The sequence below is a fragment of the Arthrobacter sp. K410C genome (assembly GCF_059090105.1).
Genome location: NZ_JBNHFJ010000006.1, coordinates 177,622 through 204,312, shown reverse-complemented (window position 1 = coordinate 204,312; position 26,691 = coordinate 177,622). Strand labels below are relative to the sequence as shown.

The window sequence follows — 26,691 nt, the reverse complement described above, 5'->3', positions numbered from 1 at the left end:
GCGCTGATCCTCAGACAACGAACTAGACGCACGCATAAAACTGCTCCCCGGGAGTCGGAACTGAATTTCTCAGTCCAACTCCCGGGGAGCAGTTCAACTGCTGTGCGGGAACGGCCCCCTTTTTTGTTGCCGTACGGCGCGCGGCCTACGGCTGGGCTGAAGCCTTTTTCCGGGTGAGCGCGTTCCAGCGGGCAGCGAGCCCCCACTTGGTCACGTTGACCATGGCCTCGAGAACGATATTGCCGCTCATCTTCGATGCGCCGAGTTCACGCTCCACAAAGGTGATGGGACGTTCCTCGATGCGCAGGCCCATCCGGGACACCCGCCAGGCCAGGTCCACCTGGAAGCCGTAGCCCACGGAATCCACCTGGTCCAGGTTAAGTTTCTCCAGGGTGGTCCGGCGGAACGCACGGTAACCGCCTGTCACATCCTTGATCTTCAGGCCCAGCATGAGGCGCGCATACGTGCTGCCCACGCGGGAAATCGCCTGGCGGTACAGCGGCCAGTTCACCACGCGTCCGCCGGGCACCCAGCGCGAACCCATCGCCAGGTCCGCGCCGTGATCGATGGCTTCCAGGAGCTGGGGCAGCTGCTCCGGCTGGTGGGAGCCGTCCGCGTCCATTTCCACGAGCACGTCGTAGCCGGCATCCAGGCCCCACTTGAAACCCGCGATGTATGCGGCGCCCAGGCCCTCCTTGCCCTTCCGGTGCAGGACATGGACCTGGGAGTCTTCGGCAGCGATAGCGTCCGCAAGCTGGCCGGTGCCGTCAGGGCTTTTGTCATCCACCACCAGGACATCCGACGCCGGAACAGCCGAGCGGAGCCGCTGAAGGGTTTTGGGCAGCGATTCCAGTTCGTTGTAGGTGGGAATGATCGTTAGGACGCGCACAAAGGGCCTTTCCTGGGAGGAGCGGTCGGTGTGCACCTGACGGCCTGGCTAGCCGCCGGCAGGCGCAGCTACCCATTATAGGGCGGCGGGGCGCAGGCTCAGGAACGCAGTGCCTGGCTGGAGAACAATTCGACGCCGTCCCGAACGGTCTGCAGGCATACCGGGTCGTTGCCGGTATCCAGGGCGGGCAGCAGAGGAGTCCGGGCGCGGGGGTCGGTGCTCCACGACTGGACGCGCCCGTCGGCCACCTGGACCATCAGCTCCTCCACCTCCCAGACGGCGAAACTGGCGGGGGCACCCGGCACGAGCTGGCCCGCCATGGGGTTGTGGTATCTGGCCGCCCGCCAGCCTGCACGGGTGTGGCCCAGGAACGCGGCGCGGGCAGAAATCCGTTCCTCCGGGTTGTGGTGCTCCAGGCAGGCGCGGACACTGGACCACGGCCGCAGCGGGGTCACCGGACTGTCGCTGCCGAAGCAGACAGGGACGCCGGCAGCGTACAAGGTGGCGAAGGGATTCATGGCGGCGCTGCGCTCCCCCAGTCGCTGCTGGTACAGCCCCCCGGTGCCGCCCCAGGCGGCATCGAACGCGGGCTGGGCGCTGACTGTCACCGAGTAGCGGGACAGCTTTTCGGTTGCAGCAGCGTCGACCATCTCAACGTGCTCGAAGCGGTGGCCCGCCGCCCGTACGCGCTGCTCCCCCACCTGCCCGGCGGCGAGGTCCAGGGCGGACAGCGCAGTGTCCAGGCCGGCGTCCCCGATGATGTGGAAGCCGCCCGGGACGCCCAGCAGGGAACAGGCGGCGAGATGCGCTGCGGCCTCGTCCACACCCAGGTAAAGCGAGCCCCGTTCTTCCGGGGCGTCACTGTAGCCGGACCGCAAGGCGGCAGTCCGCGACCCGACCGATCCATCGATGTTCAGGTCGCCGGCCAGTCCGCGGAGTCCGAAGCCAAATCCGTCCAGCACGCTGCGGGCGTGGTCTTCCGAGGACACAAGTTCGCCCCAGTAAGCTAGGACCTCCGGGACGGAGGGGGCCTCGGGCCCGGTGCTGTTCCATGATGCTGCCAGGCGCAGGTCGTCGGCCCCGCCGATATGCGGAGCGCCCATCTCCGCCACAGCAACATAACCGTTGGCGGCCGCCTCGGACAGGGCACGGGCCTGGTGCCGGCGGAGGTCGGCCGCCGGAAGTCGGCGGGCAGCCTGCCTCGCCGCAGTATGGGCGGCACGCCTGACCCGGGGACCGCCGTCGAACCCGTCCTGGTCATGCAGCCCAGCGGACCGGGCCAGCGACGCCGAAACCAGGGCCGAGTGCACGTCCACCCGGGAGAGGTAGACGGGCCTGCCGGCTGACGCCCGTTCCAGTTCCTCAGCGGTGGGCAGGGCGGCGTCCGCCCAGGTGGTCTCATCCCAGCCGTGGCCCAGGACCGGTCCGTCGCCGGGCGCTGCTGCCACTGCATCCAGCAGCTCCCGCGCGGAGGAGATTCCGCCCAGCTGCAGGGATTCCAGCGCGATCCCTGTCTCGGTCAGGTGCATGTGCGAATCGACGAATCCGGGAGCGACGAGTGCGCCCCGCAGGTCGATGACGTCCATGGAATTGTCGGCTATGGAGGAGGCGGCCTGCTCCGAGCCCACCCACGCCACGGTGCCACCGTCCACGAGCATGGCGGTGGCGAAGGGGTCGGCAGCGCTGTAGACGGAACCGTTGCGGTAGAGGACAACTGGCGGACGGGACGGGTTTGCGGGACCGGGCTGGGTCATATTTGGGCAGGGCTCCTGGAAATTGCGTGCCGGCGGCTGGGCCGGGGAAAAGTTAGAGGACAGAGGAATACGCCACGACGCCGCGGCGGACCAGGGTGATGGCCTCGGCGCACAGCCGGGCGATCCGGGGCTCAAGGCCGGGGATCTTGGCCAGCTGGTCCAGCAGGTCCACCACCTGTTTCACCCAGCGGACAAAGTCGCCCGCCGCCAGGTCCGTCCCGCTCAGGACATCCTGGAGATGCCGGCCCCGTGCCCACTTGTAGATGGGCCACACCAGTCCCAGTTCCGGTTCGCCGGTCAGCGGAAGCTTGTTCTCCTCTTCCACGTCCTCCAGCGCCGACCACTCACGCACCACGATGTCCACCGCGGTCTCCAGGGAGACGCTGGGCATCCGGGGCCGGAGGCCGCGGTCTTCCCGCTTGGCCTGGTACACCAGGGCACTGGCAAGGGCTGCGACTTCCACCGCGTCAAGATCGTCGAAGGCGCCCAGCCGCAGGGATTGGGAGATCAACAGGTCCTTCTCGCCGTAGATCCGGCGCAGGCGCTGGCCGTCAGGGCTGATGAGCAGCCGCCCCTCCCCGGCGTCCTCCAGGTAACCGTAGGCGGAGAGGACATCGCAGACGCGGTCGAAGGTCTTGGCAATGGTGTTGGTGCGGCCCTGGATTTGCCTGACCAGTCCATCCGTTTCCCGCCGGAGTTTCCACCAGCGCTCCGACCACCGGGCGTGGTCCTCACGCTCGCTGCACCCGTGGCACGGGTGTGCGCGCAGGGCCCGCCGCAGGTCCGCGATGCGTTTCTCCTGGTTGGGCATGGCGCTGGCGCGGCCGAAATCGTTGTTGCGGTTGTGCCCCGGCGCTGGCGGGCGGTTTTCCCGCAGCGCGTTCCGGGCGGAAGACGCCAGGTCACGGCGCGACTTTGGCACCTTGGCATTGAACGACTTCGGAATCCGGATCCGGGTAACGGGCGAAATGGGGCCTTCCAGATCGTCGGTGCTGATCCGGCGCAGCTGGTTGTCCAGGGTCAGGACGGCGGGCCGGGGCTCGCGGCTGCTGTGGTCGGAACTCAGGACGATGGCCGGGCCGGGCGCCCTGCCGCCGGGGACGTTGACCACGTCGCCTGGGAGGAGCCGGGCCAGCGAGTCGTCGCTGAGCGACTTCCTGGCCCGGGACTTCGCCCGGGAGGTGGCGTTTTCCGCATCCGACAGTTCCCGGCGCAGCCGTGCATATTCGGTGAAGTCGCCCAGGTGGCACGTCATGGATTTGGCGTAACCGGCGAGGGATTCCTCGCGGCTGCGAACCTGCCTGGCCAGGCCCACCACGGACCGGTCAGCCTGGAACTGGGCGAACGAGGATTCCAGGATCTCGCGCGCCCGCGCACGGCCAAATTGTGCCAGGAGGTTGATGCTCATGTTGTAGGTTGGCCGGAAGCTCGAGTTCAACGGGTAGGTGCGCCGGGATGCCAGGCCCGCCACCGCCGTCGGATCCGTGCCCGGCTGCCACAGCACCACCGCGTGGCCTTCGACGTCGATCCCGCGCCGGCCGGCACGGCCAGTCAGCTGCGTGTACTCGCCGGCCGTGATATCCACGTGGGCTTCGCCGTTGAACTTGTCCAGTTTCTCGAGCACCACTGAACGGGCCGGCATGTTGACGCCCAGGGCGAGGGTCTCCGTCGCGAAGACGGCCTTGACCAGGCCATCCGCGAAGAGCTTCTCCACCACTTCCTTGAACGTGGGCAGCATTCCGGCGTGGTGCGCGGCGAACCCGCGGAGCAGGCCGTCCCGCCAGGTCCAAAAGCCCAGTACGTCCAGGTCATCCGGGGGAATATCGTAGCCGGCCTCGTCCACCCGCTGGGCGATGATCCGCTGTTCCTTCTCAGTGGTCAACCACAGCCCCGAGCCGACGCACTGGGCCACCGCGGCGTCACAGCCGGCACGGGAGAAGATGAAGGTGATGGCCGGCAGCAGGTCCATTTTGTCCAGGCTGGCAATCACCTGGGGCCGGCTGGCCCTGCGCACGCCGTTCGGTTCGGCTCCCCGGACAGGGCGGTCGTTGCCGCGGCGGCCGCGCTGGCCCGGGCCTGGCCTGCTCCGGAAGCCTTGCTGGCCCTCGCTGCGGGCAATGGCCAGGAGGTCGGGATTCACATCGAACCCCCGGCCTGTGCCGGTGTTTTGCACCTGTGCCTGCCCGGGATCGTCGGCATCCACCGGCGGGGCAATCTCGTCGAACGTGGTTTCGCCGGCGAACAGGTCCATGATCTGGCGGCCCACCATGACGTGCTGCCAAAGGGGAACAGGCCGGTGCTCGGACACAATGATGTCGGTATCGCCGCGGACAGTGTCCAGCCAGGCACCAAACTCCTCAGCATTGGAGACTGTGGCACTGAGGGAAACCACCTGGACCTCGCTGGGAAGGTGGATGATCACTTCCTCCCACACGGCACCGCGGAAGCGGTCGGCAAGGTAATGCACTTCGTCCATCACCACGTAGCCCAGGTCGTCCAGGGTGGCGGAATCGGCATACAGCATGTTCCGCAGGACCTCGGTGGTCATTACCACCACGGGGGCATCGCCGTTGATGCTGGTATCCCCCGTCAGCAGGCCCACCTTTTCGGCGCCGTACTTGTCGGCCAGCTCAGTGAACTTCTGGTTGCTCAGCGCCTTGATGGGGGTGGTGTAGAAAGCCTTGAGACCCCGCTGCAGGGCGAGGTAGATGGCGAACTCGCCCACGATGGTCTTGCCGGCGCCCGTGGGTGCAGCCACCAGGACACCCCTGCCGTCCTGGAGGGACCGGCAGGCCTGCTTCTGGAAGTCGTCCAGCTCAAAGTCCAGCGTGCGGATGAACGCTCCGAGGTCCGAGGAGGCCTCTGCCCTTCGCTCGGCGCTGGCCCTGTACCGTTCCGCCGGTGAGGGCTCGTCATCGCCGGGAGCCGTGGAGGAAGGTCCGCTGGAAGATGGGCCTGAAGCAAACGGCCCGGTGTTGGTGGACATACACCAAGCCTAATGGGAGCTCAGAGGTTCTTCAGCTCACTGCTCGGGGTGGCGATGTCAGCCGTGGCCTCTGTTTCCGCCGCCCTCTTGGCCTGGCGGCGGTCACGGCGCTTGTCATTCATGAGGCAGATGCCAATGGCCGCGAAGAAAAGAACAAGCAGCGGGCCCGCCAGCATAAACATGGAGATGGCGTCAGCCCCGGGGGCCGCAATTGCGGCAAGGACGAAGACCAGGAAGACCGTTATGCGCCACGCCTTGAGGATGGTACGGCCGGTGATAACACCCGCCATGTTGATGCCTACCAGCACCACGGGAACCAGGAATGCGATCCCCAGTACCAGAACCATCCGGGTGACGAACTCGATGTACGTTCGCGCGTCGATGACGCTCGACGAGCCGTCCGGCGTGAACTGGGTCAGTGCCCGGACCACCTGCGGCACCACGAGCCAGCCCGCCCAGATTCCGGCGAGGAACAACGGAACCGCTGCCGCCATGTAGCCCAGCGTGTACCGGCGCTCCTTGGAAGTAAGCCCCGGAGTGATGAAGGCCCACAGCTGGTAGATCCAGATGGGGCTGGAAATAACCGCCCCGATGAGGAGCGACATCTGCAGCTTGAAGTCGAACGGGGAGGCAATGGTCCCGAAGTTGATTGCCGAGAGTCCCCCGGTCTGCTGGGAGATGCGGTTGACCGGGTCGGCCAGCGCCTTCAGCAGCGGATCGTAAAGTATCCAGCCCCCAATACCGCCGAGGACCACGCCAATGGCGGACTTGATCAGCCGGTTCTTGAGTTCCTTGAGGTGGTCCCAGAGTGACATCCGCCCCTCAGGGTTGGCTTTACGGGCCCGCGACAGTGCCACTGGGGGTCAGGCGCGGTTCGACGGCGGGACGTCCGTGCCGTCTGTCGGCTCACCGGGCTTCGCCTTGGGGTGGTTCACGATGGTGCCTTCCACCGGGCCGGAGGCGTCGGTGGTGTCGGTTTTGCCGTCGTTCTTCATTTCCTTGACCTCGGACTTGATGATCCGCATGGACTGGCCGAGGCTGCGTGCCATGGCCGGAAGTTTGGGCGCGGCAAAGAGAAGCAACGCGACGACGATGATAATGACGATTGGCCAGGGGCCATCAAAGAGTCTTCCCATGGGAAATCCTTTCCTCTAAATACATCCTACTTCTATGTGAAGTCGAGATCCCCGAGCGCCTGCGGCTGGCCCCGGTCCGCTTTGCGCTGGACCCTCCGGCGGCGGCGTTCTTCCCGCCGCGCTGACGTGGATGCCTCGTAATCATGTCGCATGACGGCAGGCGAGGCAAAAACCGCGGATCCGGGCATGGTGGCCAGCGTTGCTGCCGGCTCCTCCTGCTCCTGGAACGGGCCCAGCTGCCCCAGCTTTTCCCCAGCCGCCCCCAGGTCCTTGACCGTCGCCATGAACTGGCGGAAGAGACGGATGCCCAGAAGGACATAGAACAGCAAGGAGAGCGCGACCAGCGCCACCCACAAAAGGATCCAGGACCACCAAGGCATGCTGAGAAGTCTATCCGCCGTACCGGGCCAGCGACGCCGCCAGCCACTCCCGCGCCGCTGACGCCAGATCCCCCGGTGCCAGGATCCGCGCCGCACCGCCGTGCTGGGCCACGAACATCGGGAGCCACGCCGTGTTGCCGAACCGGATCTCGGCAACCAGGCCGCCGTCGGGAAGCTCTGCCGTCCGCTCGGCGTAGTAGTCGTCTGCCAGTCCCCTCCCCTGCCGGGTGAGCTGGACGGTGACCGTGGTGTCGTCGTCGTTCGGGGTGAAGAGTTTGGCGGGGACTCCCGCAGCAGGCGTGATGCCCTCCGCCACGGGCCGTCCATTGGGACGGACATCCTGGACGCGGTCAAGGCGGAAGTTCCGAAAACCGTCCACCAGGTGGCAGTACGCCTCGAAGTACCAGGTGTTGTCGAGGGAGTAGAGCCTGAGCGGATCCACGTCACGTTCGGTGACCTTGTCGCGTTGCGGGGACAGGTATGTCAGATGCAGCTGGGCTCCTGATTCGATGGCCTGCCGGACGGTGGCGTGGGTGGCGGCATCGGCAGGTTCCATCTGCGGTCCGGCGAGGGACGCCGCCCGCAGGCCCTCCTCGCCCGCAGCAGCCAGCAGCTTGAGGGTAACGGACTCAAGGGCGCCGCCCTCGGCGATGCCGGGGAGTCCGTTGAGGGTTTCGAGGCCGGTCAGGAGCGCACAAGCCTCTTCCACCGTGAACCGGACCGGCCGCTTGAGGTCCAGGTCCTGGGTGATGAAGACATGGTCGTTCTCCCACTGGATGTCCAGCAGGTCATCCGGATACCCTTCCGGAAGCCCCGAGCAGATGAGGATCCGCAGGTCGTCTTCGAGCTCCTTCCGGCTCACGCCGAAGTGGCGTGCCACGTCCTGGATGTGCAGGCCCTGGTTGTGCACCAGGAACGGAACCAGTTGGAGCATTCGCTTGAGCTGGTCCTCGGAGGTCCGGGGACGCGACTGCCGTGCACGGGCCGGCGGGAAGGAGTAGTCCGGCGCCGGCGAGTCACTGAAGGCGGCGGCAGCGCGCAGCCTCCTTCGGACCGCTTCCACCAGCTCTTCCGGGGCGGTAGCGACGGCGTCGGGCCCGTACGATGCGAGTTCCTCGGCGAGAATTTCGGGGTCTCGGTAGTGCAGGCTGATCCGGTCATAGCCGGCGGCGGGACCTGCGCCATCAGTGGGAGGGGAAACCGGCAGGGCGCGGCGCCGCAGGGCGAGCAGGCGGCCCTCCCTCACCTGTACGACGGCGGTGCGGAGCGGCAGTTCGGGGAGGCGGTCCAGTTCCGCGCGGATGTTGAAGTCGGCCGGTGCCGAGTACTGGTCGTTGTCCAGGGTGGCCACGGCACTGGTGAAGCGGGACAGGCGGAAGTGTCGCGTGGCCTGGCGTGCCCGGTCGTGGCCCACCAGGTACCACTGCCCGAACCTGCTGCCGAGGCCCCACGGCTCCACAGTCCGCTCTTCCTCCTTGCCGGTGCTGCCCGCAAGGTACCGGAAGGTGACCGGGTGCCGTGCATGCATGGCAGCAACGAGGTCGTCGAAGGCCTGCCCGGCGGGCTTGATGCGCGGCTGCAGGCCGGCGGGCAGTTCCACGTCAGCCATCCGGCCTGACGCCTGGAGCTTGCGGAGGGCGCTTTGCGCGGCTGTGCCCAGGGCGGCGCGCTCCCACAGCTGTGAAGCCAGGAGGAGCACGGTCCATTCTTCCGGGTCCAGCTGGACGTCCGGCAGGCGGTTGGATTCCTTGCCGATGCGGTAGCGGGTGGTGGCGGGATCGTCCCCGCTCCAGCCAAGGTCCGTCAGTGTTTCCACCTCGAAGCCGAACTGGCGCAGGTCGTTCTTGTCCCGCTCGAACATCCTGCCAAAGGCAACATCATTGCCAGAGGTGTCGTGGTACACCTTTTCCCGCAATTCGCTGCGGCGCAGGCCGTACCGGGTATTCAGGAGCGCGATCAGCAGATTGAGGAGTCGTTCAGTGCGGGATGCGGACACTCTGGCTACGTTACTAAACTCCGGGCGGAACGCAGAAAGCGCGGCAACTGCCGGAAACTGAACGTCCCGGCGGTTGCCGCGTTTTCAAGGGGCGGAACCGTTCGATGCCGCCCGTCAGCAGCTGTAGGGTCAGCGGACGCCGACGAGGTCCACAACGAAGATGAGAGCCTCGTTGGGCTTGATGGCGCCGCCTGCTCCACGGGAGCCGTAGGCCAGCTCGGAGGGGATCTCCAGCCGGCGGCGGCCGCCCACCTTCATGCCCAGCAGGCCCTGGTCCCAGCCCTGGATGACCTGGCCAACGCCCACACGGAAGTCCAGCGGCGCGCCGCGGCCCCACGAGGCGTCGAATTCTTCACCGGTGGACCAGGCCACTCCGACGTAGTGGGTGGAGACGGTGTCCCCTGCCTTGGCTTCGCGGCCGTCACCTTCGATGAGGTCCTTGATGACGAGTTCGGTGGGAACGTCGCCTTCCGGGAAATCGATCTCGGGCTTCTGGCGGTCGAATTCCCGCTGTCCGAATGACATGGTTGCTCCTTTGTGGGTGCTGATGGTTGGTACCACAAGCCAGCCGGCTGCGGCCTCCTTGTAAGTCTTGCTACTTGGCGCCGAGGATGTCCACTACGAAGACAAGATCGCCCTTTGCCTCGCCCTGGCCCGCGTCGCCATAGGCCAGGTCCTTCGGGATGACCAGCAGGACGCGGGAACCGACGGTCTTGCCGGCCAGGCCCTGTGTCCAGCCCTTGATGACACCGGTCAGCGGGAAGCTTGCCGGTTCGCCGCGGTCGAAGCTGGAATCGAACTTGGTGCCGCCGGCCAGTGTCACGCCCACGTAGTTGACTGTCAGGGTGTCGCTTTCCTTGACCACGGCGCCGTTGCCCTTGATGAGGTCCTGTGACACCAGCGCGGTGGGCGCGGCTACGCCTTCGACGTTGATCTCCGGTACGCCGTCCTTCTCGGTCACGGTGGGCAGTCCCGCGGGAGGGGTGACGGTCTCGCCTTCCGGCTTCTCAAGCGCCGGCGTCACATCGGTGGCCGAGAGGACCTTGATCACGAGGAGCTGGGTGGGCTGGGCCTCCGCACCGGCGGTGGCAGCCTGTCCCGGAACTGCCAGCGCAAGGCTTGAGCCCACCTTACTGCCTACAAAGGCGTTGTAGATGACGGGGCTGCCGGTTTTCAGTTCCTCGTTGAGTTCCAGGGGTTCCGGATCGTTGGGGAACGTATCTTCGAGGGTGGCGCCGTCGGTGCCGTTGAGGGCAAGGATGGAGATGTTGGCGATCTGGTCTGCCTTCACCGTTTCCCCGCTGCCTTCGCTGACCACCTTGATGGTGGGTTCGGCCACCTCGAGCGGCTTGGTGAACTCCACGCCTGGGGCCTTCTTGTCACCGTTGTCGGTCAGTTTAAGGGTGTCGAACTTTGCAGTCTCGCCAGCGGATTGGCTGGTGGGTTCCGGCTCTGCGGGGTTTGAGCCGCCGCAGGCGGTGAGCAGCAGCAGGCCGGGAAGAAGGATTGCTAGTAGTCGGCGCACGTAAGAGAACTTTCGTCGGGGCAGGATGGATGCGATGCTCCGCGTTGCAGCGGCCGTGATCGCGGCAGGCCCTGGTAAAGGGCCTTATCCAGAATAGACCCTGAAGCTGGGTGTCAGCCCATAGAGTCAAGAAGCGCATCCACGCGCTCGTCGACGCTCCTGAACGGGTCCTTGCAGAGGATGGTCTGGTGGGCACGGTCGTTGAGCTTCAGGTGTACCCAGTCCACGGTGTAGTCGCGGCCCAGTTCCTGGGCCCGCCGGACGAAGTCGCCGCGCAGCTTGGCCCGGGTGGTCTGCGGCGGGGCGTCGACGGCGTCCTTGATGACGGTGTCGTCCACGATCCGCCGCACCGCACCGCGGGACTGCAGCAGGTAGTACAGGCCGCGGCCGCGGGAAATGTCGTGGTAGGTCAGGTCAAGCTGCGCAATCCTGGGCGCATCCAGGCCCAGCCCGTGGCGTTCGCGGTAGTTGTCCATCAGCTTTTTCTTGATCGCCCAGTCTATTTCGGTCTCGATACCGCGGGAATCCCCGCTTTCGATGGCCTTGAGCGTACGCTCCCACAGATCAAGGATCAACGGGACATGCGGGTTGTGGGCACCGTTTTCCTTCACGAAGGCGGTGACCTTGGTCAGGTATTCCTGCTGGATTTCGAGGGCGGTGAGCTGGCGGCCATTGGCCAGCCGGACCAGGGCCCTGCCACTGAGGTCGTGCGAGATCTCGCGGATGCTGCGGATGGGGTTCTCCATCCTCATGTCCCGCATGATCACACCGGCCTCGATCATCCGCAGGACGAGGTCCACCGTGCCCACTTTCATCAGGGCAGTAGCTTCGGACATGTTCGAATCGCCCACGATGACGTGCAGCCGGCGGTAGAACTCGGCGTCGGCGTGGGGTTCGTCGCGAGTGTTAATGATGGGGCGCGAGCGGGTGGTGGCCGAGGAGACGCCCTCCCAGATGTGGTCCGCGCGCTGCGAGAACGCGTACGTCGCCCCGTGCGGCGTCTTCAGGATCTTGCCCGCACCGGCGATGAGCTGGCGGGTGACCAGGAACGGAATCAGGATCTCGGCCAGCCGGGAGAACTCACCGCGGCGCGGGATGAGGTAGTTTTCATGGCTGCCGTAGGAGTTGCCGGCGGAGTCCGTGTTGTTCTTGAACAGGTAGACGGTGCCGTTGAACCCCTCCGCGGCCAGCCGCGCCTGGGCCTCATCCACGAGGTCGTCCAGGATTAGCTCGCCCGCCCGGTCGTGCGCGATCAGTTGGGCAAGGTCGTCGCATTCGGCGGTGGCATACTCGGGGTGGGAACCCACGTCCAGGTAAAGCCTGGAACCGTTGGTGAGGAACACATTGGACGAGCGGCCCCAGCTGACCACCTTGCGGAAGAGGTACCGGGCCACCTCCTCCGGGGCAAGAGGCCTGGAATCGGGGCTCGAATAGGAGATCCCAAACTCGGTTTCAATACCGAAGATTCTCTTGTCCATGTTTCCTCCTAGGCCAGCAGTGCAGTGATGTCCGCGTCGTTCAGCCGGCGGAAGGCGCGCCGGGAGCCGCGTGTACTCTCGGACAGCCTGTCCAAGACTGCAACTTCCAGCGCCCTGGCCGGCATCGCCTTGGCTGATTCATCCGAATCGGCTGCCGGCGCCAGCCCGGACAGGGCCAGCCGGACGGCCTCGGAGAAGCTGAGCGTGCTGCGCCATCCGCCTTCAATGGCTGAAGAAACTTTCTCCGCCTGGCCACCCATGACCACGAAGCTGTGTTCGTCGGCGATCGAACCGTCGAAGGTCAGCCGATAGAGGTGGTCCTCCTCCTGGGTGGGACCAACCTCGGCCACAGCGAGTTCCACCTCGAAAGGTTTCTGCTCCGCGGTGAAGACGGCGCCCAGGCTCTGTGCGTAGACGCTGGCAAGGCCGCGCGCGGTGACGTCCTCGCGGTCGTACGAGTATCCGCGGACGTCCGCGTACCGGACGCCGGCCTGCCGGAGGCTTTCAAATTCGTTGTATTTCCCGACGGCGGCGAACGCGATCTTGTCGTAGATCTCGCCGATTTTGTGCAGTGACGGTGACGGGTTTTCCGCCACGAGCGCTATCCCGTCGGCGCAGCTGATGACCACCACGGACCTGCCTCGGGCGATGCCTTTCCGTGCGAAATCCGCACGGTCCTTCATCAGCTGCTCGGGCGATACGTAAAACTGCTGCGTCATCTCAGGCCTCCCGTCCGGCAATGGTGCGGGCTTCGATGACGTTGCGTGCCGCGGCGGCGAGTTCAGCCTCGGGAATCCGGCGGGCGCCGGAGCTGTCCACCGTATAGACCACGGGCCACAGCTGGCGGACGGTGTCGGGGCCGCCTGTGGCCGAATCGTCGTCGGCGGCGTCGTAAAGGGACTCCACCGCGACGGCAAGCGCTTCTGCCGCCGTGAGGTTGGGCCGCCACAGTTTCTTCAGGGCTCCGCGTGCGAAGACCGAACCGGACCCCACGCTGTGGTGTTCGTGCTCCTCGTACCGGCCACCGGTCACGTCATAGGAGAAAAGCCTTCCCACGCCGGCGCTGGTGTCGAATCCGGCGAACAGGGGGACGACGGCCAGGCCCTGCAGGGCGAGCGGCAGGTTGCCGCGGATCATGGCCCCCAGGCGGTTGGCCTTGCCCTCGAGGCTGAGGAGCGTGCCTTCGATTTTTTCGTAATGCTCAAGTTCAACCTGGAACAACCGCGTCAGGTCTATGGCAATGCCGGCAGTCCCCGCGATGCCCAGAACCGAGAACCGGTCCGCGGGGAACACCTTTTCGATGTGCCTGCTGGCGATGACATTCCCCATGGTGGCTCGCCGGTCCCCCGCCATCAGCACGCCGCCGTCGTAGCTCATGGCGACGATCGTGGTGGCGTGCGGAACCTGCAGCGGGGCAGCTGCGGACGCAGCACCCTGAGGGGACCGGCTAAAGGGCAAAAGCTCCGGCCGGTCCCGCTGCAGATGTTCCGTAAAGGACGAGGTGGCGTTGGCGGCTACCTGGTTGGCGGTTGATTCCTGCACTCATGAACTCCTTGAACGTAGTACTAAAGTCGGTACAGATTCCGTCCGTCCGGGGCTTCCGCCACCTTTCCGGTCCGGGTTACTGGCCGCCTTTTTGGACGAATGCCCGGACGAATTCTTCGGCGTTGGATTCCAGAACGCCGTCGATCTCGTCCAGAAGGTCGTCCACGCCTTCCGTGGATGCCGAAGCCTGGGCTTCCGGCGGTGCGGGTGGCGCCTCAGGAATGTCCTCGTCGACCTGGCTGTCGCGTGATTGCGGCTGCGTTTGCTCCTGGCCTGCCATCGTTTTCCCTCCTTCTATGGATCATTGGATCCGGCGGATCCTCCGATATGCCAATCCTGCCACGCTGGCGGCCGTCCGGCGCGGTTTACGCCGCAGGCGGAGCGGTATTGTGTCCCAACAACTCTGCGAGGAAGGGACCCGCTTCCCGATAGCGTTCGAACAACGCTCCGGTGAGGGTTTTGGTTCCCCTCAGCGGCTCCCTGGTGGGCACCCGCTGCAGCCGGCCATATCCGGGAACGTCAAAGATCACCGAGTCCCAGCTCGCGCCCACCACATCCTTGCCGAAGCTGCTGATGCACTTGCCCCGGAAGAATGCGCGGGTGTCGGCCGGGGGCTCCCCGACGGCGGCGGCGATCGCGGCGTCGTCCACGATCCTTTGCATGCGACCCCTCGCAAGGAAGCGGTAGTACAGCCCCTTTTCGGGCCGGATATCGGACCATTGCAGGTCCACGAGTCCCAGCCGGGCGTCATCCCAGTCCAGGTTGTCCCGCTGGCGGTATCCGTCCAGGAGCGAGAGTTTCGCGAGCCATTCAACGGAACTGGCTGCCGCCGCCCGGTTGCTGTCCAGCTGGGTGAGCACTGTGGCCCACCGCTCCAGGACATCATGCGTGTGTCCGTCCCCGTCCACGGCATCGCCGACGCCCGTATCCTGTGCCAGCTTGGCCGCTGCCTCGTGGTACATCCACTGCAGGTCCAGGGCGGTGACCCGCCGTCCGTCGAGCAGCCGCATTGTTGCCGTCAAGGACGTATCATGGCTGACCGTCTGGAGGGCCTGCACAGGTTCGTACACCTCGACTTTTGGCGCCAGGCCTGCCTCGATCAGGCTGAGGACCATGGCGGTCGTCCCGAACTTCAGGTAGTTGGACACCTGGCTGAGGTTGGCATCACCAATGATCACGTGCAGGCGCCGGTACTTGTCCGCGGTGGCGTGCGGCTCGTCCCGCGTGTTGATGATGGGCCGGCGGATGGTTGTTTCCAGGCCCACCTCGGCCTCGAAGAAATCGGCGCGCTGGCTGATCTGGTAGCCGGACGCGGAAGCGTCCTGGCCAATCCCCAGCCGGCCGGCCCCGCAAAAGATCTGGCGGGTCACGAAGAACGGCGTCAGCCCCCGCACGATGTCGCCGAAGGGCACCGAGCGCGGCATGAGGTAGTTTTCGTGCGAGCCGTAGGACACGGACTTGTTGTCCGTGTTGTTCTTGTACAGGTTAACCGGCGGGAGGTCAGGGTCCGCGGCCAGCCGCCGCACGGCCGCCAGCCCCACCAGGTCGCCGGCGGCATCCCAGGTGACTGCGTCGCGCGGGTTGGTGACCTCGGGGCTCGAATACTCGGGGTGGGCGTGGTCCACGTACAGGCGTGCACCGTTGCCGAGGACCATGTTCATCAGGAGCGTGCCGGACTCGTCCTGCCCGTCGAGTTCGAGTTCCTCACGGCCGTACGCCAGGGCTACCGCCTCGGCGTCCAGGACGGGCGGCTGGTCGGTCAGCTGGCTGGGGTGTGCCGCGCCGCGGTCCACGGTCCAGCCGCGGGCGTCGTGCAGCGGCTCCTCGTCGGTGTAGTCCCAGCGCGTTTCGGCGCCCCCGGCGGCGCGCTGCCGGGTGACCTGGGCGTAGGCCTGGACCACCCGGGCACTCATCATGGTGGCGTTGGCGGAAGGCGCGGACGGGGCATGGATGCCGTATTCGGTTTCCGCGCCCATCACCCGCATGGCCCCGCCGGCGGGGAGTGCTCCCCCGGCGGCGGGTTCCGGTGCAGCCGTCATAGATACTGTCCCGTGGTGGGCATGGTTTCGATCGACTTGCCAGGCTCCTGGCCGGCCTTGCCCTGCACGATGGTGCGGATGTAGGTGATCCGCTCGCCCTTCTTGCCGGAGATCCGGGCCCAGTCATCGGGGTTGGTGGTGTTGGGCATGTCCTCGTGCTCACGGAATTCGTCCACGACAGCCCGCAGCAGGTGCTCGATCCGGAGCCCCTTCTGGTGGGTGGTCAGGAGGTCCTTGATGGCGTACTTCTTGGCGCGGTCCACAACGTTCTGGACCACGGCGCCGGAGTTGAAGTCCTTGAAGTACAGCATCTCGGTGTCACCGTTGGCGTAGGTGACTTCCAGGAATTCGTTCGACTTGTCGGTGGAGTACATGGCCTCCACCGTCCGCTGGACCATGGCGTCCACCGTTGCCTGGACATCGCCGTCGTGCTCGGCCAGGTCGGATTCGTGGAAGGGCAGGTCGGTGGTGATGTACTTGTTGAAGATATCGGCCGCCGCTTCGGCGTCCGGGCGGTGGATCTTGACTTTGACGTCCAGCCGGCCGGGCCGGAGGATGGCCGGATCGATCATGTCCTCGCGGTTGGAGGCGCCAATGACAATGACGTTGTCCAGCCGCTCCACGCCGTCGATTTCGCTCAGCAGCTGCGGCACGATGGTTGTTTCGACGTCGGAGGAGATGCCGGTGCCGCGCGTGCGGAACAGCGAATCCATCTCGTCGAAGAACACTACTACCGGGCTGCCGTCCGAGGCCTTTTCCCGTGCCCTGGAAAAGATGAGGCGGATGTGCCGTTCGGTTTCGCCGACGTACTTGTCTAGGAGTTCCGGACCTTTGATGTTCAGGAAGTAGCTCTTGAGGTCCACGTTGCCGGAGCGCTCCGCGGCGCGGGCGGCGAGGGAGTTGGCAACGGCCTTGGCGATGAGGGTTTTGCCGCAGCCCGGAGGCCCGTAGAGCAGGATGCCCTTGGGCGCCTTCAGCCCGTGTTCCCGGTAGAGGTCCGGGTGCAGGAACGGAAGTTCGACGGCGTCGCGGATCTGTTCGATCTGCGGGCCGAGGCCGCCGATGTCCTCGTAGGTGATGTCCGGGACTTCTTCCAGGACGAGGTTTTCCACCTCGGAGCGGGGCACCTTTTCCAGCGCGTACCCGGTCCGGGAATCGATGGAGAGCGCATCGCCCACGCGGAGTTTCTCGGCAAGGAGGGCGCCGGAGAGGCGGACCACCCGTTCTTCGTCGGCGCGGCCCACCACCAGGGCACGGTCGGCGCCGAGCATTTCCTTGAGCGTGGCCAGTTCGCCGGCCCGTTCGTAGCCGAGGCCGGCCACGATGAGGAGTGCTTCATTCAGCAGGACTTCCTGGCCCACGGCGAGCTGGTTGATGTTCACCAGCGGGCTGATGCCGACGCGCATTTTCCGGCCGGCGTTGAAGATGTCAGCGGATTCCTCCGTGGCAGCCTGCCCGCTGCCACCGGGCACCGGAGGGCGCTTGGGGTTCAGCTGGAGGATGGTGCCGAAGCTGTACGGCGGCTGTCCTTCCTGGTCCAACGCGTTCTTCAGCCGGAGGATCTCGGCTTTCGCGGTCTCAAGCATGCTGACCAGCTTGGTGTTGTTCTGCGTTGCGGCAGCCAACTGTCGGTCGATGTGCCTGAGCTTGTCCCGGAGGATGTTGACCTGGCGGTCGGCAACCGAGAGGTCATTGGCGGCAGACTGCTCTGCCGGTGTACGTCCGGAGTCCTGGTTTGGAGTCTCCATTTGTATCAGCCCCTTCCTGCGCTTCTATTAAGACATTAGCCCCAAGAAGGCAGGTAGGGATGGCGACTCCCGAAATGTGGACTAGTTCGTGACCTCCGGGCCGTCCTTGACATTGGTGCCGGCAATCGCGTCGCGGGCGGCGCGGCGCAGCTTCTTGTCGGACACCAGCCGCTCCCCCACGGCACCGGGCGTCCAGGCGTTGACGTCTTCTTCGTTGAATTCGGTCTTTGACGGGCGGCGCTTGACCGAGATGCCGGTGACGCCGTCGGCCAGCCTGCGCGTGACCAGGAGGAAACCGGTGTGGGCCACCATGCGGTGGTCGGGGCGGACGGCCAGTCCCTCGAGGTGCCAGCCGCGGACCAGGGACTCCCAGGCGTCCGGTTCGGTGAAGCGCCCATCTGCACGGATGGCTTCGGCCGTGCGGGAAAGCTGGGTGACCGTGGCGACGTAATTGATCCAGACGCCGCCGGGGGCCAGGACGGTGGCGACGGCGTCGAGGCACTCCCAAGGTGCCAGCATGTCCAGGACCACGCGGTCCACAGAGCCGGGCGCCTCGCTGCGGACCACTTCCTCCTGGAAGTCACCGAGGGAGATCTGCCATGCGGGGTGCGGGCCGCCGAAGATGGTTTCCACGTTTCCGCGGGCGATGTCCGCGAACTCCTCGCGCCGTTCGAAGGAGTGCAGGTAGCCCTGGTCGCCTACGGCGCGGAGCAGGGAGATGGAGAGGGCGCCTGAGCCCACACCTGCTTCCACCACGCGGGCGCCCGGAAAGATGTCCGCCATGGTGACGATCTGGCCGGCGTCCTTGGGGTAGACGACGGCCGCGCCCCGCGGCATGGACAGCACGAAGTCGGAGAGCAGCGGGCGCAGGGTCTGGTACTGCTGGCCAATGTTGTTGACCACCACGGAGCCGTCCACCTTGCCGATGATGTCGTCATGGTTGAGGAAGCCTCGGTGGGTGTGGAACGCGCCGCCGCGCTCAAGGGTGACGGTGTTCATGCGTCCGCGCCCGTCGGTGAGCTGGACGCGTTCGCCTTCCCGGAACGGCCCGCGGCGCCTGGCCGCTCCCACCGGCTGCGAGCTGCCGGCGGCGGCGCCGGACCCGGCTGCTGCTGTGGCGTCGTTGACGGCGGTTTCGCTGCTCATGATGTTCCTCGCTCCTGTAAACCTGTGGGCCGCGCAGAGATGTGCTGTGGCAGACATGGTGGCTTCTGCGGCGGCGATGCACACCGGCAGGTAACTCTACCGGTTCTGGCCCTGCGGGCGCCTATCGGGCCGCGGCCGCTTCCCGGTGATGGCTGCCAGCACCGCCTCCTGCGAGAGCAGGCCGGTGACCCTGCCGTTATGGTCGATCACGGCGTAGTGGTGCCCTGCCACCTGGGAAAGGAAGGTGATGAGCTCCTGTCCTTTCGCCCATTCCGGGACGTACGCGCCGGGGGCCAGCGCAAAGGAGACTGCTGTAACGGGGGTGGAAGGGGCGGCAGCAGGCGGAACGGCAGCCAGTGCCGTGGCATCCACCACAGCCTGGGGCCGGCCGTCAGGTCCGTACACCACCACGAAGCTTTGTCCCGCGGCCCCGTGGCGCAGTGCGTCCTGGACCGTCGCGGTAGCGGGAAGTCCGACGGCGGGGCTCGCCAGGGCCTGCGCGCTGACCAGTGGCAGCCGGCGGCGGAGCGTGCCCTGCTGGATTGAAGCGGAGGCGCCCATCCACAGGAACCCTCCCACCAGGACGGTGATCAGGACCAGGCTGAATTCAGGTTCTTCGCCGGCGAGCAGGGGGCGGAGAAGGAACCAGTACGCAATGGCGATCACGATGATACGGCCGCCCCAGCCGGCGGCGATGGTTCCCTTGGCTTGGCTTCCGGTGGCTTTCCAGACTGCGGACTCCACCAGCCGGCCGCCGTCGAGCGGCAGCCCGGGCAGCACGTTGAAAACGGCGATCAGGAAGTTGGCCCACATGAAAATGTTGATGAGGATATCAGCCACACTGCCCAGCGTTGCAGAGGAAAGCAGCAGCCAGGCGCCGCCGGCCAGCAAAAAGTTGGCTGCAGGCCCGGCCAGGGCCACCAGCACCGACCTTCCCGGCGAAGCGGTGAAGCTTTCGAACTGGGTGTGGCCGCCCCAGAGGTTAAGGACAATCTTCTGCGTGGGCCAGCCGTAGATCCTGGCGGTCAGGGCGTGGGCCAGTTCGTGGACAAGCACGGAAATCAGGAGCAGGACTGCGTAGGCGAACGCAATGATGTAGGCGCTGGCGCCGAGGGCGGGGTTGCTGCGGCCAAGGACCGGGCCGTAAGCGATCACTGTGAAGGCGGCGATGATGAACCACGAGTAGGCGAGCACCACGGGCACGCCGGCGATCCTGCCGAGCGGGATGCCTTCGCGGCGCACTGGAGTGGGAGTCTCAGTCACGGGCATGTCCGACGGCGGAGGCCGGCTCCCCTGCGCTGCCCGCGGCAAGGGCCTGGCTTGCTGGCAGGAGGGCCTCCAGGTCAGGCAGGGACCGGCCGGAAAGGGAGTCCCACAGAGTGTAGCGGCTGTCCCCCGGCAGCGGAACAATGTGGGGTATGGCCACCGTGGGCACCCCAGAGGCAACGGCTGCTGCCACGCCCGGCGCCGAGTCCTCGAGCGCCACGCAATGCTGGATGCCCAGGTCCGGGTCGCGTTCCTGTAGCCGCTCTACGGCCGTGAGGTAGGCCTCGGGGTGAGGCTTTCCCCGGGACACGGTATCGCCGGTCACGAGGATTTCGAAGTACGGGCGGGGCAGGCTGTCCACTACCTGCCGCGCGAGGGGGCCCTCGGACATGGTGACCAGGGCGCACCGGACGCCGGCCTGGTGAAGCTCCTCAAGGAGTTCCCGTGCACCGGGCCGCCAGGGCACCTGCTGCCGTACGCTGCTGATGACCGTGGAGGTAAGGCTGTCGATGATCTCGCGGATCCCCATCCGGACCCCGGCCTCCTGGAGGAGCCCCGCCGAAAACGTGAGGGACTGACCCACCAGCTGCATGGCCTGTTCATGGGACCATGAGCCGCCATGGGCTTCCACGAGTGCGCGCTCCGCGGCGATCCAGTAGGGCTCGGTGTCCACGATGGTCCCGTCCATATCCCAGAGGACGGCTTTGAGCGGGGAACTGGAGGCAGGCAATCGCATGTGCCCAGTCTACGGGGACTTGCTGGGCGGACCCTGTGGGCTTACGCCCTTGGCCGAATCCGGGATGGTTCCCGGCTGCTGGATGTGTATCCGGTGATTTGCGGCGCTTCAGTCATGCGCGGGGAAGCACCTTGGACGTAGGGTGAAGAAATGAATAGCTTCGAGGGAGACACCGACGCACCGGGTGCCGGACCCGAGCGGGAACGGTTCCTGCAGCCCGTGGCTGACGGGGAACGCGTAACCGTGATGCTTGCCGCCTTTGAAGGCTGGAACGACGCCGGGGAGGCGGCCAGCGATTCGCTGCGCTACCTGAACAAGCTGTGGGGTGGCAAGAAGGTGGCGTCCATAGACGCCGATGAGTATTACGACTTCCAGTTCACCCGCCCTACGGTCCGCAGAAATGCCGCCGGCGAACGCAAGATCAAGTGGCCCTCCACCCGTATCTACAAGGCAAGCGCACCCAACTCCAATGTGGACGTTATCTTCGTCCAGGGTACGGAGCCGTCCTATAAATGGCGCGCCTACACGGCCGAGTTGCTGGTGCATGCGGAAGCGCTGAACGTTGACTACGTGGTGCTGGTGGGTGCCCTGCTGGCGGACGTCCCGCACAGCCGGCCCATCCCGGTCAGCACGTCCTCGGACGACGCGCCGCTGCGGGAACGCATGAACCTTGAAGCCTCGCAGTACGAAGGTCCGGTGGGCATTGTGGGCGTTCTGGCCGAGGTGGCGCTCCTGGCGGGCATTCCCACCGTTTCGCTGTGGGCCGCCGTACCGCACTATGTGGCGCAGGCGCCGTCACCCAAGGCACAGCTGGCCCTCCTGCACCGGATCGAGGAACTGCTCCAGGTGCCGCTGGATACGCGCGAGCTGGCAGAGGAAGCGGATGCCTGGGAGCGGGGCGTGGACGAACTTGCCACCGAAGACCCCGAGATCGCAGCGTATGTCCGTCAGCTGGAGGAAGCGAAGGACACCGCGGACCTGCCGGAAGCAACCGGGGAATCCATTGCCCGCGAGTTCGAGCGCTACCTGAAGAGACGGGGCCAGGACAGGCCCTGACCCCGTATAACGCGATACAAAGGGACTTGACGGGAAAAACGTTCCCGTCAAGTCCCTTTGCTGGTAAGCCCCGGAATCCTGTGTGAAGGCCTAGAGCCGGATGCCCAGGAGGGCGTCCACCGCATCCTTCACGAGGTCCCGGTCGGCGGGGCTGGCGGCAGCACCACCGTCGTTCGCCTCGCGTGCCCACCGCGACACTGCGGCAACGGCCGCCGGTGCGTCAAGGTCAGCGGCCAGCGCAGCCCGCATGTCGGAGATCAGCGGTTCGGCGGAACCTGACGGGGCGTGCTCGAGGGCCCGGCGCCAGGCTGCGAGGTCGGCTTTCGCAGCGCCAAAGCTTTCGTCAGTCCAGGACCAGTCGGAGCGGTAGTGGTGGGCCAGGATGGCGAGCCGGATGGCGCCGGGGTCCTCCCCTGCGGCCCGCAGCTTGGAAACCAGCACCAGGTTGCCCTTGGACTTGCTCATTTTCTCACCGTCGAGCCCCACCATGCCCGCATGCGCGAAGTGCCTGGCCAGCGGCACACCCGCGAGCGAGAACGCGTGGCCGGCGCCCATTTCGTGGTGCGGGAAGATCAGGTCAGAGCCGCCGCCCTGGACGGTGAACGGGGACGGCAGGTACTTCTGCGCGATCACTGTGCATTCGATGTGCCAGCCGGGCCGGCCCGCGCCGAGGCTGCCGCCGGGCCAGCTCGGCTCGCCGTCGCGTGCCACGCGCCACAGCAGCGGGTCAAGGGCCTGGCGCTTTCCTGCACGGCCGGGATCACCGCCGCGTTCCGCGAAAAGCTCCAGCATTTCGCTCTCCGGCAGTCCCGAAATGCTGCCCAGGCTCCATGCTCCCGGTGCCACAGACTGCTTGCCGGCCGCTTCGACGTCGTAATAGACGTCACCATCCGGCTCCCCGTTGGTGCCTTCAACCGTGTAGGCCAGGCCGAGGCTGACCAGCCGCTCCACCTCGGGCACGATCAGTCCAATGGATTCGACCGCACCCACGTAATGGTCCGGGGAGAGGACGTTGAGCGCCTCCATGTCTGTCTGGAACAGCTCGATCTGGCTGGCGGCGAGGTCCCGCCAGTCCACTCCGGTGGCCGTGGCCCGTTCCAGCAGCGGATCGTCGACGTCGGTCACGTTCTGGACGTAGGAGACGTCCTTGCCAGCATCGCGCCACGCCCTGTTGAGCAGGTCGAAGGCCACGTAGCTGGCTGCGTGGCCCATGTGCGTGGCGTCGTAAGGGGTGATGCCGCAGACGTACATGGACGGCCGGGCCTCAGGCTCAAGCTCCACCTCGCGGCCTGCCGCAGTATCGAACAACCGGATGGCAGGCATGCTTCCGGGCAGGGCAGGAACGGGGAGGGAAGACCAGGATTTCACACACCAAGCCTAGTGCTAGGCGCTGATGACTCCGAAACCGAGCAGCAGGTACAGGCCCAGGCCCAGCAATATGCGGTACCAGACGAACAGGCGGTAGCTGCGGGTGGAGACGAATTTCAGGAACCAGCCGATGATGATGTAGCCCACCACGAAGGCGATGGCCGTCGCCAGGGCCGTTTCAGGCAGTCCGTAGGGTCCGGTGATGCCCTCCTTGGAGACCACCTTGTATAGCTGGTAGAGCCCGCTGCCGAATACTGCGGGGATGGCGAGAAGGAAGGAGTAGCGCGCCGCGGCCTCACGGGTATATCCCATGAGCAGGCCGACCGTGATGGTGCCGCCGGACCGGGAGACGCCGGGAATCAGTGCCATGGCCTGCGCGAATCCGTAGAGGATGCCGTGCTTGTAGGTGAGGTGGTTGAGGTCGCGCTTCTGCTTGCCGACCGCGTCAGCGAGGGCCAGGAAGAGGCCGAAGACGATGAGCATGGTGGCCACGATCCACATGCTGCGCAGCACCGACTCGATCTGATCCTGGAACAGCAGGCCGAGCACGATGATGGGGAGGCTGCCCAGGATGACCAGCCAGCCCATCCGGGCGTCGGGATCCTGCCGGGACACTTGTCCACGCAGAGAACCTGCCCAGGCTTTGACGATCCGGACGATGTCCCGCCAGAAATACACCAGCACGGCCGTTTCGGTACCCAGTTGGGTGATGGCGGTAAAGGCTGCTCCCGGGTCAGCGGCGTTGGGAAGGAATTGACCCACGATCCGCAGATGCGCACTAGAAGAAATTGGAAGAAATTCGGTCAGTCCCTGCACTAGGCCCAGCAGGGCCACCTCAAACCAGTTCACGCTAAGACCCTACGGCATGGGTACGGGTGGTTCTGCCCGTAAGCTTGCTGCTATGCAGCAGCGTTACGTCGGCAACAGTGGATTGCGTGTTTCAGCCATCTCGCTCGGCACCATGGACTGGGCCGGCGAGACCGACGAACAGGACGCTTCCGAGCTGCTGCGCACCTTCCTCAACGCCGGCGGGCGGCACGTGGATACGGCAGCCTCCTACTCCGAAGGACGCGCCGAAGCCATGCTGGGTTCGCTGCTGGGCGACGTGGTGGCCCGGACCGAGGTCACCATCTCCACCAAGGCGGGAATGACGACGCCGGATGGCCGTCGCGCCGTCGATACCTCCCGTAACGCGATGCTCACCGGGCTGGAGGCCAGCCTGGCCAGGCTCGGCACCGATTACGTGGACATCTGGTTCGCCCAGGCCTGGGACGGGAACGTTCCGTTGGAGGAAACCCTGTCTGCCCTGGAGTTTGCTGTCCGGACGGGCAGGGCCCGGTACGCGGGTGTGTCCAATTTCACCGGCTGGCAGGCGGCGAAGGCGGCGGCTGTTGCGGGCTTCCCGCTGGTGGCGGTGCAGGCGGAATATTCGTTCGTCCAGCGGAAGCCGGAAGCCGAGCTCATTCCGGCCGTGGAGGATGCCGGCCTGGGCCTGATGGCCTGGGCTCCGCTGGGCCGCGGCGTCCTGACCGGAAAGTACCGCGGCAGCATTCCGTCCGGGTCGCGGGGCGCTTCCGCTTCCGGGGCGGCGTATGTGGAGCCGTACCTGGCAGAGCAGCCGTCCCGGACGGTAGAAGCGGTCTGCATGGCGGCAAAAGGGCTGGGCAGGTCACCGCAGGATGTGGCGCTTAGCTGGCTGCTGTCGCAGCATGGCGTGTCCACCGCGATCGTGGGCGCACGGACACCCGTGCAGCTGAAGGAAATACTAGAGGCGCAACTGGCGCCGCTGCCGCCTGAAATTGCCCTGGCCTTGGAGGACGTGTCCGCGGCGCGGTAGCTTCAGTCCGATCCGCTGTCCGGGAGTTACTCCTCGACGATCTCCAGATCCTCGTCGTCCACGTCGCTCTCCTCGTCCTCTTCGTCCTCGTCATCAAAGACCTGCAGCGGGGTTACTTCGTTGTAGGCCTCGTACAGTGCATCTTCATAAACTTCGAAGGCGTCTGCCACTGCGAAAAATGCTGCCTCAACGGACGGATCACCATCTCCGCGGCGGTTGGATGCTGCTATAAGGTGTTCTTCCAAAGCGGTGGTCAGGGACGAAAGCGCGACACGCGGATCGATGCTCATGACTTCACGTTAGCCGGAAAAGGACGAAAATGGAGAGCAATGAAGGAACAATTTCTCACCAGCTCGGTCCAGCGGGAACGGGACTATTTGAGGCAGTACGAGTACCTCGTACTGACGGTGAGTCCCGACGATTCGCTTCATGACGCACGGCGCCGCCTGGTGGAACACTCCGAGTACGGCAAGTGGGAACTGGAACGCAGCAAGCTGTATGTGGGCGGCGGCCGGCGGTTTTGGCTCCGCCGCAAGGTGTTGCAGGTCCAGCGGACCGTCTAGGTATTCATCCGTCCAGCGGACCGTCTAGGTATTCACTCGTCCAACGGACCGTCTAGGTATTCACTCGTCCAACGGACTGTCTAGTTCTCGAGTGGCCCCAGCCAGGCGTTCGCCACCGTGTTGTGGGCCGATTCGTCGTCGGACGGGTGGAACATGCCGGCGAGGACATCCCGGTAGAGCCGCTCAAGTTCGGAACCACGAAAATAGCTGGATCCGCCGCTGACCCGGATCGCCAGGTCCACCACCCGCCGGGCCGTCTCGGTCGCATTGACCTTTAGCCCCACCAGCTTCGGGAACCACTGGGCGCCATGGTCGGCAACGGTGTCCACGTCGGCGGCCACCGATTTCAAATGCGGGTAAAGGTTGTCCATGGCCATTGCTGCCTCGGCAACCTTCCAGCGGATGTCCGGATCCTGGGCGTAACTCCGGCCGCCGTTCTTGAATGAGGTGCGGCGAGTAACTGTTTCGACGCCCACAGCCAGCGCCCGCTCCCCCAGTCCCGTGTAGACGGCGGCCAGCAGCGTTTCAAAGCAGGCAAAGATGGCGAAGACCAGGGGATCCGGGTTGGGCCCGACGGGGAGCTTGCGGAAGATCCGTTCCGCCGGGACCTGCACGCCCTCGAGGACAGTGGTGGCGGACTGGCTGGCACGCATGCCCAGGGTGTCCCAGTCATCGAGGATGCGGTAGCCGGCCGTCTCGCGGGTGATGAACCCGTGGACGAGTTCGCCGTCGCCGCCCCTTGCCTCCGGATCCTTTCCGAAAATCCCCAGCCGCGTCCAGGCCGGTGACAGGCTGGTGAAGATCTTCGTGCCCGTGAATGAGTAACCACCATCCGGAAGAGGAGTAGCTTCGGTGCGGGAATCGAAAAGGACCGCGTCGTTTCCAGCCTCGGAATTGCCGAATGCGAAGACCTCGCCCTCTGCCGCTTCCTTGAGGACGAACTCCAGCGAGCTGTCCCCGCGGCTCTTCAGAACATAGGCGACGCCGGTCCATACCAGATGCATATTCACGGCCAGGGCGGTGGCCGGGGCAGCCGTTGCGAGCCTCCGCTGGCACTGCGCCGCCGCTTCCAGGCCAAAGCCCACGCCGCCGTCGGACGCGGGGACAAACAACTTCAGGTAACCTGCGGCAGCAAGCTCCTGCAGGTCCTCGTGGAAAAAGCTGTTGTCCCGGTCGTAGCCGGCCGCCCTGTTGCGGATCCGTTCCAGGAGGGAGTCCGGCAGCACGTCTTCAGGCGTCATGG

General features: G+C 65.8%; 25 protein-coding genes. 3 read left to right on the top strand and 22 right to left on the bottom strand.

Features of this window, described 5'->3' with window-relative positions:
- Nucleotides 1-145: 145 nt before the first annotated feature.
- The 18 genes from AC5RU7_RS11695 to AC5RU7_RS11610 all read right to left on the bottom strand — a co-directional run bounded on the left by AC5RU7_RS11695 (nucleotide 146) and on the right by AC5RU7_RS11610 (nucleotide 20,624).
- Complete coding sequence (locus tag AC5RU7_RS11695) at nucleotides 146-889, bottom strand: polyprenol monophosphomannose synthase (protein WP_494052351.1); 744 nt, start codon at nucleotides 887-889, stop codon at nucleotides 146-148.
- A gap of 98 nt (nucleotides 890-987) precedes the next feature.
- Nucleotides 988-2,643 (bottom strand): amidohydrolase, encoded by a 1,656-nt coding sequence (locus AC5RU7_RS11690; RefSeq protein WP_494052350.1) that lies wholly within the window; start codon nucleotides 2,641-2,643, stop codon nucleotides 988-990.
- A gap of 52 nt (nucleotides 2,644-2,695) precedes the next feature.
- Nucleotides 2,696-5,629, bottom strand: coding sequence for a DEAD/DEAH box helicase (locus AC5RU7_RS11685; protein ID WP_494052349.1), 2,934 nt, complete (start codon nucleotides 5,627-5,629; stop codon nucleotides 2,696-2,698).
- 20 nt (nucleotides 5,630-5,649) lie between these two features.
- Nucleotides 5,650-6,444 carry a twin-arginine translocase subunit TatC gene (gene tatC, locus AC5RU7_RS11680; RefSeq protein WP_494009186.1) on the bottom strand — a complete coding sequence of 265 codons (795 nt, stop codon included), beginning with the start codon at nucleotides 6,442-6,444 and terminating at the stop codon, nucleotides 5,650-5,652.
- 48 nt (nucleotides 6,445-6,492) lie between these two features.
- Nucleotides 6,493-6,765 carry a Sec-independent protein translocase subunit TatA gene (tatA, locus tag AC5RU7_RS11675; protein WP_009358592.1) on the bottom strand — a complete coding sequence of 91 codons (273 nt, stop codon included), beginning with the start codon at nucleotides 6,763-6,765 and terminating at the stop codon, nucleotides 6,493-6,495.
- A 32-nt stretch (nucleotides 6,766-6,797) separates the two neighbouring features.
- Nucleotides 6,798-7,145: a hypothetical protein gene (locus AC5RU7_RS11670; RefSeq protein ID WP_494052348.1), complete on the bottom strand. Its 348-nt coding sequence runs from the start codon at nucleotides 7,143-7,145 to the stop codon at nucleotides 6,798-6,800.
- Between the two features lie 10 nt (nucleotides 7,146-7,155).
- Nucleotides 7,156-9,141: a helix-turn-helix transcriptional regulator gene (locus AC5RU7_RS11665; RefSeq protein ID WP_494052347.1), complete on the bottom strand. Its 1,986-nt coding sequence runs from the start codon at nucleotides 9,139-9,141 to the stop codon at nucleotides 7,156-7,158.
- Nucleotides 9,142-9,270: 129 nt separating this feature from the next.
- Entirely contained in the window at nucleotides 9,271-9,666 is a 396-nt protein-coding gene (locus tag AC5RU7_RS11660; RefSeq protein ID WP_009358590.1) for an FKBP-type peptidyl-prolyl cis-trans isomerase, read from the bottom strand.
- A 70-nt stretch (nucleotides 9,667-9,736) separates the two neighbouring features.
- Entirely contained in the window at nucleotides 9,737-10,666 is a 930-nt protein-coding gene (locus AC5RU7_RS11655; RefSeq protein WP_494052346.1) for an FKBP-type peptidyl-prolyl cis-trans isomerase, read from the bottom strand.
- Nucleotides 10,667-10,779: 113 nt separating this feature from the next.
- Nucleotides 10,780-12,144, bottom strand: a complete 1,365-nt coding sequence (gene pafA / locus AC5RU7_RS11650; protein WP_407709467.1) for a Pup--protein ligase — start codon at nucleotides 12,142-12,144, stop codon at nucleotides 10,780-10,782.
- 8 nt (nucleotides 12,145-12,152) lie between these two features.
- A complete protein-coding gene (prcA, locus tag AC5RU7_RS11645) occupies nucleotides 12,153-12,863 on the bottom strand; it encodes a proteasome subunit alpha (RefSeq protein ID WP_494009180.1) in 711 nt (236 codons plus the stop codon).
- 1 nt (nucleotide 12,864) lies between these two features.
- A complete protein-coding gene (gene prcB, locus AC5RU7_RS11640) occupies nucleotides 12,865-13,686 on the bottom strand; it encodes a proteasome subunit beta (RefSeq protein WP_494052345.1) in 822 nt (273 codons plus the stop codon).
- Between the two features lie 79 nt (nucleotides 13,687-13,765).
- Complete coding sequence (locus AC5RU7_RS11635) at nucleotides 13,766-13,969, bottom strand: ubiquitin-like protein Pup (protein WP_009358585.1); 204 nt, start codon at nucleotides 13,967-13,969, stop codon at nucleotides 13,766-13,768.
- 85 nt (nucleotides 13,970-14,054) lie between these two features.
- On the bottom strand, nucleotides 14,055-15,728 hold the full coding sequence (gene dop, locus AC5RU7_RS11630; RefSeq protein WP_494052344.1) for a depupylase/deamidase Dop: 1,674 nt from the start codon (nucleotides 15,726-15,728) through the stop codon (nucleotides 14,055-14,057).
- Nucleotides 15,725-17,476 carry a proteasome ATPase gene (gene arc, locus AC5RU7_RS11625; protein ID WP_494052343.1) on the bottom strand — a complete coding sequence of 584 codons (1,752 nt, stop codon included), beginning with the start codon at nucleotides 17,474-17,476 and terminating at the stop codon, nucleotides 15,725-15,727. The genes dop and arc overlap by 4 nt, the downstream gene beginning before the upstream one ends.
- 81 nt (nucleotides 17,477-17,557) lie before the next feature.
- A complete protein-coding gene (locus tag AC5RU7_RS11620; RefSeq protein ID WP_494052342.1) occupies nucleotides 17,558-18,622 on the bottom strand; it encodes a tRNA (adenine-N1)-methyltransferase in 1,065 nt (354 codons plus the stop codon).
- Nucleotides 18,623-18,718: 96 nt separating this feature from the next.
- Entirely contained in the window at nucleotides 18,719-19,891 is a 1,173-nt protein-coding gene (locus tag AC5RU7_RS11615) for a site-2 protease family protein (protein WP_494052341.1), read from the bottom strand.
- The gene (locus AC5RU7_RS11610; protein WP_494052340.1) at nucleotides 19,878-20,624 is read right to left on the bottom strand and encodes an HAD family hydrolase; all 747 of its coding nucleotides are present in this window, start codon (nucleotides 20,622-20,624) and stop codon (nucleotides 19,878-19,880) included. Before AC5RU7_RS11610 ends, AC5RU7_RS11615 begins: the two co-directional genes overlap by 14 nt.
- Nucleotides 20,625-20,774: 150 nt before the next feature.
- Between AC5RU7_RS11610 and AC5RU7_RS11605 the strand changes: the two genes are divergently transcribed.
- Nucleotides 20,775-21,680 carry a PAC2 family protein gene (locus AC5RU7_RS11605; RefSeq protein ID WP_494052339.1) on the top strand — a complete coding sequence of 302 codons (906 nt, stop codon included), beginning with the start codon at nucleotides 20,775-20,777 and terminating at the stop codon, nucleotides 21,678-21,680.
- A 90-nt stretch (nucleotides 21,681-21,770) separates the two neighbouring features.
- Here the strand turns inward: AC5RU7_RS11605 and mshC are convergent, their stop codons facing one another.
- The gene (gene mshC / locus AC5RU7_RS11600) at nucleotides 21,771-23,048 is read right to left on the bottom strand and encodes a cysteine--1-D-myo-inosityl 2-amino-2-deoxy-alpha-D-glucopyranoside ligase (RefSeq protein WP_494052338.1); all 1,278 of its coding nucleotides are present in this window, start codon (nucleotides 23,046-23,048) and stop codon (nucleotides 21,771-21,773) included.
- A 15-nt stretch (nucleotides 23,049-23,063) separates the two neighbouring features.
- Nucleotides 23,064-23,897, bottom strand: coding sequence for an undecaprenyl-diphosphate phosphatase (locus AC5RU7_RS11595; RefSeq protein ID WP_494052337.1), 834 nt, complete (start codon nucleotides 23,895-23,897; stop codon nucleotides 23,064-23,066).
- A 52-nt stretch (nucleotides 23,898-23,949) separates the two neighbouring features.
- Here AC5RU7_RS11595 and AC5RU7_RS11590 point away from each other — a divergent pair, with 52 nt between their 5' ends.
- Nucleotides 23,950-24,885: an aldo/keto reductase gene (locus tag AC5RU7_RS11590; RefSeq protein WP_494009169.1), complete on the top strand. Its 936-nt coding sequence runs from the start codon at nucleotides 23,950-23,952 to the stop codon at nucleotides 24,883-24,885.
- Nucleotides 24,886-24,911: 26 nt separating this feature from the next.
- Here the strand turns inward: AC5RU7_RS11590 and AC5RU7_RS11585 are convergent, their stop codons facing one another.
- The gene (locus AC5RU7_RS11585; RefSeq protein WP_013600974.1) at nucleotides 24,912-25,175 is read right to left on the bottom strand and encodes a hypothetical protein; all 264 of its coding nucleotides are present in this window, start codon (nucleotides 25,173-25,175) and stop codon (nucleotides 24,912-24,914) included.
- Between the two features lie 39 nt (nucleotides 25,176-25,214).
- Between AC5RU7_RS11585 and AC5RU7_RS11580 the strand changes: the two genes are divergently transcribed.
- Nucleotides 25,215-25,448: a DUF5703 family protein gene (locus AC5RU7_RS11580; protein ID WP_494009168.1), complete on the top strand. Its 234-nt coding sequence runs from the start codon at nucleotides 25,215-25,217 to the stop codon at nucleotides 25,446-25,448.
- A gap of 80 nt (nucleotides 25,449-25,528) precedes the next feature.
- Here the strand turns inward: AC5RU7_RS11580 and AC5RU7_RS11575 are convergent, their stop codons facing one another.
- Entirely contained in the window at nucleotides 25,529-26,689 is a 1,161-nt protein-coding gene (locus AC5RU7_RS11575) for an acyl-CoA dehydrogenase family protein (RefSeq protein ID WP_494009167.1), read from the bottom strand.
- Nucleotides 26,690-26,691 lie beyond the last annotated feature (2 nt).

What these genes read in the sequence shown, in the direction of transcription:
- AC5RU7_RS11690 (WP_494052350.1), bottom strand. Translation starts at nt 2,643, where the DNA reads ATGACCCAGCCCGGTCCCGCAAACCCGTCCCGTCCGCCAGTTGTCCTC.
- arc (WP_494052343.1), bottom strand. Translation starts at nt 17,476, where the DNA reads ATGGAGACTCCAAACCAGGACTCCGGACGTACACCGGCAGAGCAGTCT.
- pafA (WP_407709467.1), bottom strand. Translation starts at nt 12,144, where the DNA reads ATGGACAAGAGAATCTTCGGTATTGAAACCGAGTTTGGGATCTCCTAT.
- AC5RU7_RS11670 (WP_494052348.1), bottom strand. Translation starts at nt 7,145, where the DNA reads ATGCCTTGGTGGTCCTGGATCCTTTTGTGGGTGGCGCTGGTCGCGCTC.
- AC5RU7_RS11585 (WP_013600974.1), bottom strand. Translation starts at nt 25,175, where the DNA reads ATGAGCATCGATCCGCGTGTCGCGCTTTCGTCCCTGACCACCGCTTTG.
- AC5RU7_RS11580 (WP_494009168.1), top strand. Translation starts at nt 25,215, where the DNA reads ATGAAGGAACAATTTCTCACCAGCTCGGTCCAGCGGGAACGGGACTAT.
- tatA (WP_009358592.1), bottom strand. Translation starts at nt 6,765, where the DNA reads ATGGGAAGACTCTTTGATGGCCCCTGGCCAATCGTCATTATCATCGTC.
- AC5RU7_RS11590 (WP_494009169.1), top strand. Translation starts at nt 23,950, where the DNA reads ATGCAGCAGCGTTACGTCGGCAACAGTGGATTGCGTGTTTCAGCCATC.
- AC5RU7_RS11685 (WP_494052349.1), bottom strand. Translation starts at nt 5,629, where the DNA reads ATGTCCACCAACACCGGGCCGTTTGCTTCAGGCCCATCTTCCAGCGGA.
- AC5RU7_RS11635 (WP_009358585.1), bottom strand. Translation starts at nt 13,969, where the DNA reads ATGGCAGGCCAGGAGCAAACGCAGCCGCAATCACGCGACAGCCAGGTC.
- dop (WP_494052344.1), bottom strand. Translation starts at nt 15,728, where the DNA reads ATGACGGCTGCACCGGAACCCGCCGCCGGGGGAGCACTCCCCGCCGGC.
- tatC (WP_494009186.1), bottom strand. Translation starts at nt 6,444, where the DNA reads ATGTCACTCTGGGACCACCTCAAGGAACTCAAGAACCGGCTGATCAAG.
- prcA (WP_494009180.1), bottom strand. Translation starts at nt 12,863, where the DNA reads ATGACGCAGCAGTTTTACGTATCGCCCGAGCAGCTGATGAAGGACCGT.
- AC5RU7_RS11620 (WP_494052342.1), bottom strand. Translation starts at nt 18,622, where the DNA reads ATGAGCAGCGAAACCGCCGTCAACGACGCCACAGCAGCAGCCGGGTCC.
- AC5RU7_RS11660 (WP_009358590.1), bottom strand. Translation starts at nt 9,666, where the DNA reads ATGTCATTCGGACAGCGGGAATTCGACCGCCAGAAGCCCGAGATCGAT.
- AC5RU7_RS11615 (WP_494052341.1), bottom strand. Translation starts at nt 19,891, where the DNA reads ATGCCCGTGACTGAGACTCCCACTCCAGTGCGCCGCGAAGGCATCCCG.
- AC5RU7_RS11575 (WP_494009167.1), bottom strand. Translation starts at nt 26,689, where the DNA reads ATGACGCCTGAAGACGTGCTGCCGGACTCCCTCCTGGAACGGATCCGC.
- AC5RU7_RS11610 (WP_494052340.1), bottom strand. Translation starts at nt 20,624, where the DNA reads ATGCGATTGCCTGCCTCCAGTTCCCCGCTCAAAGCCGTCCTCTGGGAT.
- AC5RU7_RS11605 (WP_494052339.1), top strand. Translation starts at nt 20,775, where the DNA reads ATGAATAGCTTCGAGGGAGACACCGACGCACCGGGTGCCGGACCCGAG.